Source organism: Halopelagius fulvigenes, from assembly GCF_055398025.1.
The window spans coordinates 111234-126449 of the sequence record NZ_AP043843.1 but is presented as its reverse complement, the minus strand read 5'-3'; the positions used below and the strand labels follow the sequence as shown (position 1 = coordinate 126449).

The following is a 15216-nucleotide window of genomic DNA, read 5'->3' as shown; positions in this document are numbered from 1 at the left end:
TCCCGGGTACGCCGAATCGACGGGCACACCCACACCATCGTGTCCGCTGTTCCGGGGAAGAGGTGGGTGGCGGGTGGGAGACAGATTCGTTTTTTCCACGGAGGAACGACTCTCCACTCGGTCGGAACGGCATCGATTGGTTCTCGGACGCGCCTCTCTCCGGCGAGTGACCGCAGTTCTCGATTCGCCGTTCAGCCGCCTCTCGAGCTTCCAACTCTCCGTCTTCGCTTGTCGCTCTCTTCTCACCGCCCCTTACCGCAACCGCACTAGTTGGTTTGCGGACTAACTTGCGTTGTTACAACATAAAACCATCGGTATAGAATAACCCTCCGTACCGCTCTCCCTTCACCCCCACCTTCGGACGGCAGAACAGCGGACATAGTGGAGGGGGTGTGTTCCACCCGTCTCTTATATACTCGAAGAACAGCGGACACTGCGGACACGGTGGTTTTATTATCGCGGTACGAAATTGGAACCTATGGCGCTGTTCGAGCGAGACACGGATATCTATCGGGACCGTGATGCTCTCCGGGAGGATTACCAACCGGAGCAACTCGTGGGGCGCGACGAGGAGTTGCAGACCTATCAGGCGGCCTTTCAGCCCGTAATAAACGGCGAACAGCCGAACAACGTGTTTCTCTACGGGAAGACCGGCGTCGGGAAGACGGCGGCGACGAAGTACCTCCTCTCTCACCTCCGCGAGGACGCGGCCCAGTACGACGACTTGGACCTCACCGTCATCTTGCTCAACTGCGACGGACTGACGAGTTCGTACCAGATAGCCACTCGCCTCGTCAACACCCTCCGCTCGGAGTCGAACCAAATTTCGACGACCGGCTACCCGCTCGCGTCCGTCTACGAGATGCTCTGGGAGGAACTTGACGAGTGCGGCGGAACCATCCTCGTCGTTCTCGACGAGATAGACCACGTCAACGACGACAGCATCCTCTATCAGCTCCCTCGCGCCCGCGCCAACGGTAACCTCTCGGAGGCGAAAATCGGTCTCATCGGCATCTCGAACGACTTCTCGTTTCGCGACGACCTCTCGCCGAAGGTCAAAAGCTCGCTCTGCGAACAGGAGATTCACTTCCCGGCGTACAACGCGGAGAACCTCCGCGCCATCCTCGAACAGCGCGCGGAAGTCGCGTTCCACGAAGGCGTCCTCAGCGAGGAGGTCATCCCGCTTTGCGCCGCGTACGGCGCGAAAGACGCGGGCGACGCTCGCCAGTCCATCGACCTCCTGATGAAGGCCGGCGACCTCGCCCGCGACGAACAGACCGACAGCATCACCGAGGAACACGTCCGCCGCGGACGCCGCGCGCTCGAACGCGGGCGGATCAAGGAAGGTATCAACGGACTTACCGAACACGGCCACCTCGTTCTGTACGCGCTGTTGACGCTCGATTTGGAGGGAGAGACTCCGATTCGCTCGCGCGACGTCCGGCCGCGGTACACCCGATTCGCGGAACTGGCGAACCGCGACCCCCTCGTCCCGCGTCGGATGCGCGACCACCTCAGCGAACTCGCGATGCTCGGCATCGTCTCGGTGACGGAACGAAACGAGGGCCGACGAGGGGGAACGTACCGGGAGTACGCACTCGACATGGACGTCGAACTCATCCTCTCGGCGATGGCGGAGACGATAGAGCTCGTCGGCGTCCACGACTCCGTCGCACCATACGTCGAAGGCGACGAGGAGATGACGACGCTCAACGACTTCGGAAGCGCCTGACCGACCCCACTCCTCCCGCGACGGTCCCTCCTGCGACGCTCCCCCGGTGACGCTCCCTTCGGCGACGCCCCGTTTAGTAAACCGCGTATGCTAGTCCTTCTCTGCGGATGTTACTTCGGACATTGTGGTGTTCGAACGTATCTACTCGGCCGAAGGAACACCACCGTGTCCGCTGTTATGGGGCCAGTAATTATAAGAGAATGTAGCATATTTTGACTAGTCAACTAACATGCTACTGTGTCCTACTCAACGATATCTGCTGTCCTTCGCCGATAAATCTGGATTTAACACCGCCATAACTCGGCAGCTTCGAACTACGTCGCTCCCGCCGCGACGCTCTGTTCGCCGGATGCGCTCTCGTCGTTCTCGGGACGCACCTCGAGGCGTGGCGAGTAACGCACCCGCGAGTCGCGGAACCCGGCGTTGGGCGTGGATTACTTATGCCGGTCGGACCCGACGGACCGGACGACGAACTCGAAGCGGACGATTTAGTGGGGGACGACCCGAAGGAGAGTCCGAATGAATCGACGGAGAACACGGACGACTCCACGGAGACTACCGCGGCGTAACACGTTCGCAACGGAACCATGTCACTCGCAATAACTCACTTCGTCGTCGGCGCGACAGTGACGATGCTCGTCGTCACGTTCTTTCTGCCGCGCGTCCGATTCCCGCGGACGCTGATGGTCCTCGGCGGTCTGTGGGCGATGATCCCCGACCTGAACAAGATCGTCCCGGGACTCGGCTTCGTTGACGCCGTCCACGATAGCGCGTGGGCGAACGTCTTCTGGGCGCACCACTTCCTCGACACTGTCGACCCGTCGGACACGACCAAGGCGGCGGTCGTCGCCCTCGCAGCCTTCTTCCTCGTCTCGTTGGTCGCCGAGGGCGTCGGCTACCACCTCCGGTTCTCCAAACCCGCTTCGGGGGGTGGTCGGACCCGGACGCCCTCGCCGTCCGAAACCGCTTCTGAGACGAGGACGTCCGCCTCTTCCGGCGCTTTCGCGGCGTCTCCCCCGTTTCGACTGGCGTACGGGGTGAGACAGGCGGGCGGACTCTGTTCCGTCGTCGTCGGCACGGGTCTACTCTCGTTCGTGTTCCGAACGCCGGAGTACACCGGTCTCGTCGTCGGAATCGGTCTCTTGCTCGAACTCTCGGGCCTCGTCGTCTTCCTCGAGGGTATCGACTCGGACGAGTTCGCACGTCTGGTCCCGAGTTGGCTCTCGACGGCGACGAAGACGGTGCTGACCCTCGGGTCGTCGTTCGTCGTCGTCGCCCTCCTCGTCACCCTCTCGGACGTCACCCCCCTCAGCGTCGCCTACGCCGGCATCTCCGTTCTCGTCCTCCTACAACTCGTCCGACTGTGGGAACTCCCCGTTTGAGTAATTCCCTGGGTATCACGCGCGCGCGGACACGCGCCCGCACAAAGAAACGTTAATTAACAGGGCTCGTTCCGTCCGCAAAAGTGACTTCGACGTCGTCGAATCCCCCTCGACACGCAAACCGCCCGTATCCGCCTCCTCGACGTTTCGCTCGAAACGAGTCAGGCGGCGACTCGTCCGAGTCTACGACGAACTCCGTTCCGCCTCCCTGTGACCGCGCGTCCCCCGAATCTGCTCCCCCATCCGGTCTCGTCCGTTCCCCCGCGTCGGCTTTCCGTTCCCCCTTCGGATTCCCCAATCCCCGCTTCCCCCGCATTCCCCGCATTCCGTTCCCCCACGTCTCGTTCCCCCGCGTTCCGCAGTTGGTACCTCTGGTCGTCGTCTCTGCTGTGTCCCCCGACACAGGTGCCTCCGACGCGCGGCGGCACGGGAGACGACGTTTGTCTCTGCGTTCGAGAGGTGGCGACCGAAGCGGACGTTCGCTCGACGGCACGCGTACGATCGGGAGCGACGGTGACAGTCGCGGCAGCATCCGTCCCGTCGAGTCGCGTCCGACGGCGGTCGCTCTCTCTGCGTGTCGGGCGCGAACGGAGAGTGGTGACGAAAGTAGCGTCGCGCCCAGCGTCGGTACCCGCAGATTGGCACACCCGCGAGTACGTCGGGATGGCGTGGGACCCTCTACTCCGAAGCCGTCGCGGTGCGACGGCCCGTCGGAGCGTAAGCGAGGACCATCGACCGACGCGATACGCCGGTCGGTAGAACGGGCGAGTAGTCGCCCGCGCTTCATGCCCGGAAGCGGTTTTCCACACCATCCACTCGGTTAATAGCCGGTTAATTACAAAAACCTTCCGATGAAATAATGGTCTAGCGTGATGAAAATCACGGTTACCGGAACAACCTTCGAGAGGACGTGTTCGGGAGAGTGAGCGTTCGAGGGGCGGATTATTCGGGCGTTATTTCTGATTTAACGGCCGGGTTGATGGACCGCTTCGGTGCTCGAACCGCTGCCGAACCGGGAACGGTCGCGGAGGCCGCGCGATTCGACGAAGCAGTCGAGGGCGTGTCGGAGTGCCCGGTGGACGGGGAGGTTCTCGCCCGACCGGTCCCGAACTCCGTCCGCGTCCTGACTCCGGTCGTACAGGCGTTCGCGTCCGTCGGACTGCCGCCGGACGAGTTTCCACCGGCCGTTGCACACCATCACCTCCGGCGGGTCACCCGTCGTTCGAGCGAACACCTGTCGCTCCGTCACCCGACGGTCGGTGAGCGACCCGAGGTCCGATCCGGCGCCGACCTCCGGCGGTTCGCGGTTCGCCGCGCCGATGAGCGTCGGGACGACGTCGACGGCCGACACCGCGAAGTCGTACCGGCCGGGGTCGCACGTCGGACCGTCTACGAGGACGGGGACCCGAACGCAGTCGTCGGACAGCGAACGTCCCTGCTCGTGCCACCCGTCTCCGTCGCCGAGGGCGCACCCGTTCGTTCCGGCGAACGCCACCGTACTCTCCGTGCGGTCGAGTCGAGCGTCGAGGCCCTCCAGCAACGAACCGATGCACCGGTCGAGGTGCTGCAGTTCGCCCCGGTAGAGTCGCCTCAGGTCCGCTTCGTCCTCCTCCGAGAGGTCGGCCGAGTCGCGTCGGCACGCGTGAGCGAGCCTCGTCGCCCGACGCGACGTGAGCGACTCGCTCTCCGTCTCCGGTCGGGGCTGGTGCGGGGGAAGCGCGTCGCCGTAGTGAACCCACAGGAAGCGAGGGCCGTCCGTCTCGTCCATCCACTCCAGCGCGCGGTCCGTGAGGACCTCCCCGGGAACGAACGACGACGAGGCGATGTTGACGCCGAACGACGACCCGAGCGTCCGGTTCGTCGCTTCGAGCGCGCCCGAGAGCGTCGAGTCGTCGGCGATTCGCCGCCCGACGGCGCGACGGACCTTATCGGAGACGCCGCCTTCCCGGCTCTCGCCGTCCGGGACGGTGAACCCGCGCGACGTTAGCTCGTCGTCGTCGGGGTTACCGTGGAAGGCGGCGGTGGCGTACCCCGCGTCTTCGAACCGTTCGAGTAACGTGGGCAACTCCGCCGCGCTCTGACCCGTGGCGTGAGTCCCCGTGAGAAGTACGCGCATCGTAGTCTTCGAGGCCGGTGCCCCGGAGTAAGCGCAGGAGAAGACTGCCGAATCGGACGCGAGCGTGGAGAGCGCCGGAAGCGAATCGGTCACTCGTCCTTCGCCGTCGAACACGTAGTCGTGTCGAGCGGCGGCCGCGGTGATGAGAACGACGTCCATACTTCCCCCTAGAAGTCCACCCCAATGATTATGAATCTCGTAATGACCTGACCGACCGAGTCGCCCCGGTCGTCAGGTCGGGAGTCGGGGTACGCGCCGCCGCACCGCGCGCCACAGTTCCGCGGCACCGGGCGCACCGTCGAGGAGCCACCACAGGCCCACGAGTCCGGCCAACCCCATCTCGAAGAGGTACCGGACGGTCAGGTCGGGAGTCAGGAGGTAGCTGATGATGCCGACCGAAGGGGTGTGGCCCTCGGGGACGGAGAGCACCGGCCAGAGGAGGAACCCCAGTTTCTCGAAATCTCCCGTCGAGAGGGGGATGAGCACGTCACCGACGAGGTGCGAGTAGTACCCGACGGCGAACGCGCCGCCGCCGTCGAAGTCGAGACGCCGGAGAAGCGCCGCGGCGAGGCCGACGAGTACGGTGCCGAAGATGAGCGAGTGCGCAAACGACCGACCGCTGGGGAGGACGCTCAGCGTCCACGCCAGCGGTTTGTCCACGAGGTCGGGCGCTTGGGTGCCGAGAGCCAGAAGCAGGACCGCGGGCCACGCCGGCGCGCGACCGCGAGTGATTCGTGAGACGAGCGAGTAGACGACGTATCCGAACGCGAGATGTCCCCACGGCCACATGGGTCACGTTCCACTCGCTGCCCTCATCTACCTGTCGGTCTGTGTGACAATTTGACAGGCGAGCCGCCCGACGGCGGACGCTCAGCGACCCGACTCTCGTCCCCGCAGCTCGGGTTTTTCGAGAGTATTAGCCGTCTGTATACGATGGTAGATCAGCATAATCCTATGAACTGTATGGAGAACAGGAATGTTTATATACGATAGTCAATACCCGTCCTATAACTCAGCCAATGACCGCACAGTCCGAAGAATGGGGGCGGAGCCGCATCGATTACGACAAGCGTGCCGACTCGTACCACGTCGCCTGCGAGGACTCGGAACTCGTCAGCACGAACGTCGTTCTCAGCATCGCCGCTCTGGAGGGGGTGGGGCCGATGGATCTGCCGCCGCTGGCAGAAACGGTCGACCCGGACGCGCTCGACCGGGTGTTCGCTCCCTCGGCGGGCATCGTGGGTTCCGTCTCCTTCGAGTACGCCGGCTACGACGTCACGGTCGCCTCCGAGGGCAAACTGGAAATCGTCCCTCAACGCGACGCGATGCGCCGCCGCCAACGACGAAACTGACCGCGAGAGGACCTCGCATACGGTGTCGGAACGCCGGTCGGCTTAGGTGACGCATACCAATACTGCCGCCACGTCAGACTCCCTGTATGTTCGGCACCAGCGGTATCCGGGGAGCGGTCGGTGAGACGGTCACCGCCGACTTGGCGCTCCGTATCGGTCAGGCCGTCGCGGCGGACGCGGACCGCGTCGTCCTCGGGACGGACGTTCGAGACAGCGGTCGAATGTTGGCCGATGCGCTGAGCGCGGGGCTCCGCGAGTGCGGAACCGACGTCGTCCGCATCGGCGTCGCGTCCACTCCGACGGTCGCCCGCTCCGTCCGGTGGCTCGACGCCGACGCCGGCGTCGCCGTCACCGCCTCTCACAACCCCGCGCCCGACAACGGCATCAAACTCTGGAACCCCTCGGGCCAGGCGTTCGACGGGGAGCAGACGGACGCCATCACCCGACGCCTCGAATCGGACGACGTCGAACGCGCGCGGTGGGACGAACTCGGCCGAGAGACCGAGGACGGCGACGCCGCCCGCCGCCACGTCGAAGCGCTCTCCTCCTCGTTCGAGTCGATGGACGGTCTCGACGCGCTCGTCGATTTAGGCAACGGAACCGGCCGCGTCACGGTCGATGCGCTCTACGAACTCGACGCGAACGTGAACACGCTCGACGGTCAGACCGACGGACGGTTCCCGGCGCGCAAGAGCGAACCGAACGCGGAGACGCTGTCGCTTCTGCGCGCCGCCGTCCCCGCCGCGGATGCCGACGTCGGCATCGCCCACGACGGCGACGCCGACCGGATGGTCGCCGTCTCCGAGACTGGTTCGTACGTCCCCGGCGACGTACTCCTCGCCCTCTTCGCGCGCGACGCCGTCTCCGAGGGCGACAAAGTCGCCGTCCCCGTCGATACGAGTCTCCTCGTCGGCGACGTCGTCGAGGCGGAGGGCGGGGAAGTCGTCTACACGCCCGTCGGCGACGTCCACGTCGCGGAGGCCGTCGCGCAGTCGGGGTTCGTCTTCGGCGGCGAACCGAGCGGTGCGTGGATCTGGCCCGACGAGACGCTCGCGCCCGACGGTCACTACGCCGCCCTCCGCCTCGCGGATTTGGTCCGCAGGGAGGGTCCGCTCTCCGAACTCGTCGCCGAACTCGACGAGTTCCGGTACGAGACGTGTCGGGTGAACGTCACCGTCGAGGACAAGGCGGAGTCGATGGCCCGCATCCGCGAGTCGCTGTTGGCGGAGTACGACCGCGTGGACACCACCGACGGCGTTCGCGTCGAGACCGACGAGGGGTGGTTTCTCGTTCGAGCGAGCGGTACCGAACCGCTCGTCCGGGTGACCGCCGAGGCGAAGGGCGAAACGGCGGCGAACGACATTCTCGAAGCCGCTCGCGACGTCGTGGAGTCCGAGGGAATCATCGCTTAATCGAGGCGAATGACTTCCTAACCCTTTCAAGTCAACTATCATTCACGCATTGGTGTAATACTATTTATAATGCTTTGGGCCGTTTGTGAATTCGTTCAGGCCCACTCGTCGCACTCGGCTTTTCCCCAATTCGCTGCCGCGACGTGAGGCCCGAACGTGAGCTTATCTGCCTCGGCCCGTTGGAAGGGTTCGACACCGCACGCCGGTGGATGTGGCGCATCACTGCGCCGCTATCCGCCGTATAACGATACGCCGACTACTCCTAGCGAATCGTATGAAGGCAGTCGTACTCGCCGCCGGCAAAGGAACTCGTCTCAAACCGCTGACCGACGACAAGCCGAAAGCGCTGGTCGAGGTGGACGATAAACCAATAATCGAACACTGTCTCGACGACCTCGTATCGCTGGACGCCGACGAGTTCGTCGTCGTCGTCGGCCACAGGAAAGAGCAGATAATCGGGCGGTTGGGCGACGAGTACCGCGGCGTCCCCATCACGTACGCGCACCAACGGGAACCGTTGGGTCTCGCGCACGCCGTCCTCACCGCCGAACAGTACATCGACGACGACTTCATGCTCATGCTCGGGGACAACGTCTTCCGGGCGAACCTCGAAGACGTGGTCGAAGAACAGCGAAAGGAGGCGGCGGACGCCGCCTTCCTCGTCGAAGAGGTGCCGTGGGAGAAGGCGTCCCGGTTCGGCGTCTGCGTGACGAACGGGGACGGCGAGATAACCGACGTGGTCGAGAAGCCCGACGATCCGCCGTCGAACCTCGCGATGACGGGGTTCTACACGTTCTCCCCGGCCATCTTCGACGCGTGTCACCTCGTCCAACCGTCCGACCGCGGGGAGTACGAACTGCCCGACGCCATCGACCTACTCATCCGCTCCGGGCGGACCATCTCCGCGGTCACGCTGGACGGGTGGCGCGTCGACGTCGGCTACCCCGAGGACCGCGACGAGGCGGAACGCCGCCTCCGCGCGGCGGACGGCGACGCCTCTGTCGAGCGGTCGGACTCGGCGCACGCATCCTCGAAAGAAGTGTCCCTCTCCGGCGAGGGCGAAGACGATTGACGGTCTCCGCACCCTTCGCGCCGGCCGTGAGCTAGTTACGTCCCTGTTCGTAGACGACGAATCGCCTCCCTGCGTCTTATCCTAGCCGTTGGCCGTCGAGGTACGCCTCGGCGGGTCCGTTGACACGAATGTGGGTCACGTCCCCCCGGACGCGGTAGTGTCGAACGGACTCGACGATGGCGTCCTCGGCGCTTCGGCCGGCGGATATCGTCACGTCGTGCGCGGGCGAGAGCGCTTCGATGCGCTCGCTCGTCGTCACCTCGAACGTCGCGACGCCGTCACCGATCGGTTGGATGGTGAGCGTGCGCGAACCGTCGTCCGGTTCGACGAACTCTTCGGTCGTCGCGTCGTTGCCCGCAAACGTCCCCAGCGTCGGCGTCCCCATCATCGATTCGGTGTCGAGCAAACTGTACTCGACCCCAGATTCGTTGTTCGTCTCACCCTCGCGGTTACCCTTGTTCTGTTCACATCCCATACCTCACAAGTGCCCCATTAACGAAATAAGTCTTGTGGTAAAAGAGCAGTCAGAAGGGCTGAAAGTGCCAAATTCGTGTTTTTCACCAATTTCTCAAACGAACGACAAAAACGTCTCCCAGAGCGGAATTACCGCGAGAATTAATACCGGGTTAACAACTATTCTCGCGCCGTGAGAGGCGCTCGAACCGACGCCCGCGGCCGAATTCAGAGTCCGAGATAGTCGAACCCGGCCGTTCGCCAGTTCTCCTCGTCGAGGGTCGCCGTCGCGTCCACGACCAACGGATTATCCACGAGCGACGCCGCGCGTTCGGGGTCGATGTCCTCGAAGTCGTCGTGGTCCGACGCGACGACGACGGCGTCGGCGCCGCGGAGCGCATCGTCCAGCGACTGGAGGTCTATCACCTCGTCCTCGACGTAGGGGTCGTGGAGGCGCACCTCCGCGCAGGTGGTCTCCACGTAGCTTCCGCCGTCGGTGACGGCGGACGCCCGCTTGTCGGACGTTCGGGGGGAGGATAGCGACCGGGCGAGTCGCAGGCCGGGACTCCGCCGCGTGTCGTCTACGTTCCCCTTGTAGGCGACGCCGAGGATGGCGACCCGAGCGTCGTCGAGCGTTCCGAGCTCGGACTCCAGTAACTCGACGATGTACTCGGACATCCCGTCGTTGACGCGGCGAGCGCTCTTTACGAGGTCCAACGAGTCGGACGACTGCCCGAGGAACCACGGGTCGATGGGCAGGCAGTGACCGCCGACGCCCGGGCCCGGGTTGAGGATGTCGACGCGCGGGTGGTTGTTGGCGAGGGCGATGGCGTCTCGGGAGTCGATTCCGTAGTCCGCCGCCACCCGCGCCAGCTCGTTCGCGAAGGCGATGTTCACGTCGCGGTAGGCGTTCTGCGACAGCTTCACGAACTCGGCGGTCGTCGCGTCCGGCGCGCGGTGAATCGTCCCCTCTGTCGCGGGTTCGTACAGGGCGATGGCCCGGTCGGCCGACTCCGCGTCCACGCCGCCGACGATGCGGTCGTTGTGGACGAGTTCGTGCGTGATGTTCCCCGGGAGGACCGTCTCCGGGCAGTGCGCGAGGGAGAAATCATCGCCCGGAGCGAGTCCCGACTCCGCCAGCACGGGCGCGAGTACCTCCTCCGTCGTCCCCGGCGGGACGGTCGATTCGAGGATGACCGTGTCGCCGGGACGCAGGAGGTCAGCGACGGTCCGTCCCGCCGCCTCGACGTACGTCAGGTCCGCCCGGCCCGCGTCCTCGTCGTAGGGCGTCGGGACGCAGATGAGGTGGCAGTCGGCTTCGACCGGTTCGGTGCGCGGTTCGAAGCCGTTCTCCATCGCCTCCAAGACGTACTCGCGCAGGTCGTCCTCGGTGGTCCGAGGTTCGCCCGCGCGCAGGTCCGAGACCAACTCCTCGTCGGGGTCGTAGCCGACGACGTCGTGGCCGTTGTTGGCGAACAGTGCTCCGGTCGCGAGTCCGATGTATCCGATTCCGTGTACGCAGAATTTCATGTAAGAGCCTCCATCTTCTCGGCGTCGGCGCCGTCCGTCGCGACGAGTGCGTCGAGAATCCGCTTCGACGCGTTTCCGTCGCCGAACGGCACCGTCCAGTCGCCGTCCTTCTCGATCATCGTCTCCGCGGCTTCGACGATGTCGCCCGGTTCCAGTCCGGCGAGGCAGTTCGCCCCGACGTGAACCGTCTCGGGACGCTCCGTGCTGTAGCGAAGCGTCACGCAGGGGGTTCCGAGGATGCACGTCTCCTCTTGGACGCCGCCCGAGTCCGTGAACGCCAACGCGGCCTCCGACTCCAGACAGAGGAAGTCGAGGAACTCCAGTGGTTCTATCGCCCGTATCGGTTCGGGTATCTCGATTCCGAGTGTCATCGACTTCGAGAAGAACCGCGGCGATATCGAACTCAAGCCGATGGCCGAGCAACTGGAACCGTACCTCGGTTCCTCGACGCCCGCGGACGAGTCCGCGTCCGGCGCTCCCAAGCGGAACCTCGCCGTGGCGTCCACCGTCGGCGCCGTCGTCGCCGCCGGACTCCTCGGCGTACCCGGATTCGCGCTGGTCCCCGACGCCGGGTGGGCGGTCGTCAGCACCGTCGCCCTCGTCGTGTTGACCGCGATGGAGACGTACCGCGAGATGCCCGACGAGGAGTAACTCGACGCTCTCGTCGGTCGCTCGGTCGCTCTTTTCCGTTTTCCGTTTTCCGTCGTCTGCGCTCCTGGTTTTTCCCGCCTAACTCTCCGCTCGTCCTCCGCGACGCCGTCGATTACGCCCCCTCAGTCGGAGTTCGACCGGTCTCGAGCGCCGGACGAAACGGTAAGTTGTAAGTCCCGGGAGTGTCAACTCCTTTTCTAATTACCGGGCCTATCATGACATCTTATTGATGAATTGGCGTGTTTCGGGCGTGTTAGGCCTCGTACCGCTGTTTGAGGTCCATTATTCAGTTGAAAACGCACGTCCTAACGGACAGACCCCCCGGTCGCATACTGCCCATAACAATGGACGTCCATCACCGTTACTGGTAATATGTCCTCACAGTCCGTCCGGCCCGATGGCGCCGTGACGATACACGAGCGTCGGGAGGCGAACGGATGAGCGATATCACCGAGGCAGTCGTCCTCGCTGCTGGGGAGGGACGACGGCTCCGACCGCTGACGAAGTACCTACCGAAGCCGATGCTGCCCGTCGCGAACCGTCCCGTCATCGACTTCGTGCTCGAATCGCTCGTCGATAACGGCATTGAGCGCGTCGTCGTCGTCGTGGGGTACCGGAGCGACCGCATCCAGACCCACCTCACGGCCGAGTATCCCGATACGGAGATAGAGTTCGTCCAACAGCCATCACAGCTAGGCAGCGGTCACGCCCTCCTCCAAGCGAAGGACGCCGTCGGCGGTGACTTCGTGGTCGTCAACGGTGACAACATCATCGACGACAGAATCGTCGCGTCAACGCTCGAACGGTACACGACGACCGACTCGGCGGCGACTGTCGCCGTCGCACACTCGGACACGCCCGAAGAGTACGGCGTGGTCATCTCCGACCGCGGCCTCATCTCGGATATCGACGAACACCCCGTCGAACGAGAGGGGTACCTCGTCAACGCGGGCGTGTACGTGTTCGACCGCGGGGTGTTCGATGCGCTCGACCGGACCGACCCGTGGCAGGGCGAGATTCGACTCACGGACGCTATCGCCCACCTCGACGGTCCGGTGACGTCGATTCTCGTCAACGGCGGATGGCTCGACCCCTCGAACCCGTGGAAGCTCCTCTCGGTGTCCGAGACCGTGTTGGCCGACGAACTCGGCTCGGAGGTCGTAATCGCGGACTCTGCGAGGGTCCACGAAACCGCCGTCATCGAGGGTCCGGTCATCATCGGTCAGAACTGCGACGTGGGTCCCGGCGCGGTCATCCGCTCTGGGACGTGCCTGCAGGACAACGTCCACGTCGGGGCGAACACCGTAATCGAGCGGTCTATCGTCTCGAACGACGCCTACGTGGGCGCGAACGCGCTCCTCCGGGACTCGGTTCTCGGGTCGGGAGCCGAGATATGCGACTGCGTGGCGTCCCCGGGGGGCCGCGCGGACGTCGTCGTCGACGGGAAGCTGTACACCGACCGGCGACTCGGAAGCATCGTGGCCGACCGAGCGACGGTCGGTCCGAACGCGACGCTCGAATCCGGTTGCAGCGTCGGCGCGGAAGCGACCGTCGGCGCGGGCGTCGTCGTAGACGGCACCGTGCGCGAAAAAACGGAGATAGCTGCTTAACCCATGTGTGGAATTACTGCGTGCATCGGAGAGAACGATTCGGTCGAACCGCTCATCGAAGGACTCGAACGGCTGGAGTACCGCGGGTACGACTCCGCGGGCATCGCCGTCAAGGGCCACTCAGAAATCTCGCTGACCAAGAGCGTCGGCGAGGTGTCCGAGCTGGTCAAGAACGTCGAGGAGGACTCCATCTCGGGTGAGTACGGAATCGGCCACACCCGGTGGGCGACCCACGGCGGCGTCACGGACGAGAACGCCCACCCGCACACCGACGAGTCGGGCCGGGTCGCCGTGGTCCACAACGGCATCATCGGCAACCACCAGTCGCTCAAGTCCGAACTGGAGTCGAAGGGGCACGTCTTCACCAGCGAGACGGACACGGAAGTCGTCCCCCACCTCATCGAGGAGGAGCTCAACAACGGCGCGACGCCCGAGGAGGCGTTCCGTTCGGCCATCGCCCGACTCTCCGGGACGTACGCCATCGCCGCCATCATCGACGGCGACGAGGCCATCTACGCCACCCGCTCGGGGTCGCCCCTCGTGTTCGGCATCGGTCCGGGGCGCTACTTCCTCGCCAGCGACGTTCCGGCGTTCGTCGAGTACACCGACCAGGTGGTCTACCTCCACGACGGCGACTTCATCGCCGTCCGCCCCGACGGCTACGAGATAACCGACGGCGCGGGCCGGGAGATAAACCGCGAGGTCGAACGCGTCGAGTGGAGCGCCGAAACCGCCACGAAGGGTGGTTACGAGCACTTCATGCTCAAGGAGATTCACGAGCAACCCGGCGCGCTTCGGAACACCATCCACGGCCGCCTGAACGCCCTCGACGGGTCCGTCGAACTCGACGACTTCCCGGCCGGCACGTTCTCCGACATCGAGGAGGTCCAGTTCGTCGGCATGGGGACGTCGTACCACGCGGCGATGTACGCCTCGAGCATGCTGTCGGCCCGCGGCGTTCCGGCGTACGCCTTCCAGTCCGGCGAGTACGGCCTCGTCAGGCCGCCGGTGAAGTCCAACACGCTCGTCGTGGCCGTCACGCAGAGCGGAGAGACGGCCGACACGCTCGACGCGATTCGGCGCGCGCAGAGCGCCGGCGCGGAGACGGTCGCCATCACGAACACCGTCGGGTCTTCGATCACCCGCGAGTGCGACGAGACGCTCCTCATCCGGGCCGGTCCGGAGATAGGCGTCGCCGCGACGAAGACGTTCTGCTCGCAGGTGACCGCGCTCTCGATGATCGGCGAACGACTCGTCGAGGACATCACCGGCGGCCAGTCCAACAGCGCCCGCGACCTCGTGGAGTCGCTGTCCCGGCTTCCGGGGCACGTCCAGGAGGTGCTCGACACCTCGCTCGCGTCCGCCGTCGCGAAGGAGTACCAGGACGCCGATTCGTACTTCTTCATCGGCCGCGGCGTCGCCCACCCCGTGGCGCTCGAAGGTGCGCTGAAGTTCAAGGAGATATCGTACGAACACGCCGAGGGCTTCGCCGCGTCCGAACTCAAACACGGACCGCTCGCGCTCGTCACGCCGAACACGCCGGTGTTCGCGGTGTTCACCGGGTTCGACGACGAGGCGACGCTGAGCAACATGAAGGAGGTCCAAGCTCGCGGCGCGCCCGTCATCGCCATCACGAGCAAGACCGACGGCGAAATCGCGGAGTTCGCCGACCACGTCCTCTCCATCCCCGACACCCACCCCGACGTGGCGGGCATCCCCGCGAGCGTCCAACTCCAACTGGTGGCGTACCACGCCGCGGACCTGCTCGACCGACCCATCGACAAGCCGCGGAACCTCGCGAAGTCCGTCACGGTCCAGTAACGCGCGCCGCCCGCGCCCGACCGCTTCGACGCGCGCCGACGGAATCGGTCGAATTCTCTTCTTCCCGGCAAGAATTTCTCGGTTA

The 15216-nt window shown here is 64.9% G+C and carries 13 protein-coding genes and 1 pseudogene; 9 read left to right on the top strand and 5 right to left on the bottom strand.

The features are described from left to right. Positions 1-478 precede the first annotated feature (478 nt). The 3 genes from ACZ522_RS01250 to ACZ522_RS01240 all read left to right on the top strand — a co-directional run bounded on the left by ACZ522_RS01250 (position 479) and on the right by ACZ522_RS01240 (position 3114). Positions 479-1732 (top strand): orc1/cdc6 family replication initiation protein, encoded by a 1254-nt coding sequence (locus tag ACZ522_RS01250; RefSeq protein ID WP_379691826.1) that lies wholly within the window; start codon positions 479-481, stop codon positions 1730-1732. A 440-nt stretch (positions 1733-2172) separates the two neighbouring features. Then, complete coding sequence (locus tag ACZ522_RS01245) at positions 2173-2301, top strand: hypothetical protein (protein ID WP_379691825.1); 129 nt, start codon at positions 2173-2175, stop codon at positions 2299-2301. 18 nt (positions 2302-2319) lie between these two features. Then, positions 2320-3114, top strand: a complete 795-nt coding sequence (locus ACZ522_RS01240) for a hypothetical protein (RefSeq protein ID WP_379691824.1) — start codon at positions 2320-2322, stop codon at positions 3112-3114. A gap of 964 nt (positions 3115-4078) precedes the next feature. Here the strand turns inward: ACZ522_RS01240 and ACZ522_RS01235 are convergent. Together ACZ522_RS01235 and ACZ522_RS01230 are read right to left on the bottom strand one after the other, a co-directional pair. Continuing rightward, entirely contained in the window at positions 4079-5389 is a 1311-nt protein-coding gene (locus ACZ522_RS01235; protein WP_464391655.1) for a sulfatase-like hydrolase/transferase, read from the bottom strand. 72 nt (positions 5390-5461) lie between these two features. Beyond that, the gene (locus tag ACZ522_RS01230; RefSeq protein WP_379699995.1) at positions 5462-6019 is read right to left on the bottom strand and encodes a metal-dependent hydrolase; all 558 of its coding nucleotides are present in this window, start codon (positions 6017-6019) and stop codon (positions 5462-5464) included. Positions 6020-6249: 230 nt separating this feature from the next. On the opposite strand from ACZ522_RS01230, the gene ACZ522_RS01225 reads away from it, so the two are divergent. The 3 genes from ACZ522_RS01225 (at position 6250) to aglF (ending at position 9066) form a co-directional block, all read left to right on the top strand. Continuing rightward, positions 6250-6582 carry a HalOD1 output domain-containing protein gene (locus ACZ522_RS01225; protein ID WP_379699992.1) on the top strand — a complete coding sequence of 111 codons (333 nt, stop codon included), beginning with the start codon at positions 6250-6252 and terminating at the stop codon, positions 6580-6582. A gap of 86 nt (positions 6583-6668) precedes the next feature. Continuing rightward, complete coding sequence (glmM, locus tag ACZ522_RS01220) at positions 6669-7994, top strand: phosphoglucosamine mutase (RefSeq protein ID WP_464391654.1); 1326 nt, start codon at positions 6669-6671, stop codon at positions 7992-7994. A gap of 274 nt (positions 7995-8268) precedes the next feature. Continuing rightward, positions 8269-9066 (top strand): UTP--glucose-1-phosphate uridylyltransferase AglF, encoded by a 798-nt coding sequence (aglF, locus tag ACZ522_RS01215; RefSeq protein ID WP_464391653.1) that lies wholly within the window; start codon positions 8269-8271, stop codon positions 9064-9066. Between the two features lie 76 nt (positions 9067-9142). Here the strand turns inward: aglF and ACZ522_RS01210 are convergent, their stop codons facing one another. The 3 genes and pseudogenes from ACZ522_RS01210 to ACZ522_RS01200 all read right to left on the bottom strand — a co-directional run. Beyond that, the gene (locus ACZ522_RS01210; RefSeq protein WP_464391652.1) at positions 9143-9541 is read right to left on the bottom strand and encodes a hypothetical protein; all 399 of its coding nucleotides are present in this window, start codon (positions 9539-9541) and stop codon (positions 9143-9145) included. Between the two features lie 206 nt (positions 9542-9747). Further along, the gene (locus ACZ522_RS01205) at positions 9748-11049 is read right to left on the bottom strand and encodes a nucleotide sugar dehydrogenase (protein WP_464391651.1); all 1302 of its coding nucleotides are present in this window, start codon (positions 11047-11049) and stop codon (positions 9748-9750) included. Then, positions 11046-11447, bottom strand: a pseudogene (locus ACZ522_RS01200) (UDP-N-acetylglucosamine 2-epimerase); the annotation flags it as partial. The pseudogene ACZ522_RS01200 and the gene ACZ522_RS01205, both read right to left, overlap by 4 nt. A 13-nt stretch (positions 11448-11460) precedes the next feature. On the opposite strand from ACZ522_RS01200, the gene ACZ522_RS01195 reads away from it, so the two are divergent. From ACZ522_RS01195 to glmS, 3 genes are all read left to right on the top strand, one after another. Continuing rightward, entirely contained in the window at positions 11461-11700 is a 240-nt protein-coding gene (locus ACZ522_RS01195) for a hypothetical protein (RefSeq protein ID WP_464391650.1), read from the top strand. A gap of 437 nt (positions 11701-12137) precedes the next feature. Next, positions 12138-13310 (top strand): sugar phosphate nucleotidyltransferase, encoded by a 1173-nt coding sequence (locus tag ACZ522_RS01190; protein ID WP_464391649.1) that lies wholly within the window; start codon positions 12138-12140, stop codon positions 13308-13310. Positions 13311-13313: 3 nt separating this feature from the next. Next, the gene (gene glmS / locus ACZ522_RS01185; protein ID WP_464391648.1) at positions 13314-15131 is read left to right on the top strand and encodes a glutamine--fructose-6-phosphate transaminase (isomerizing); all 1818 of its coding nucleotides are present in this window, start codon (positions 13314-13316) and stop codon (positions 15129-15131) included. The last annotated feature ends 85 nt before the right edge of the window (positions 15132-15216 follow it).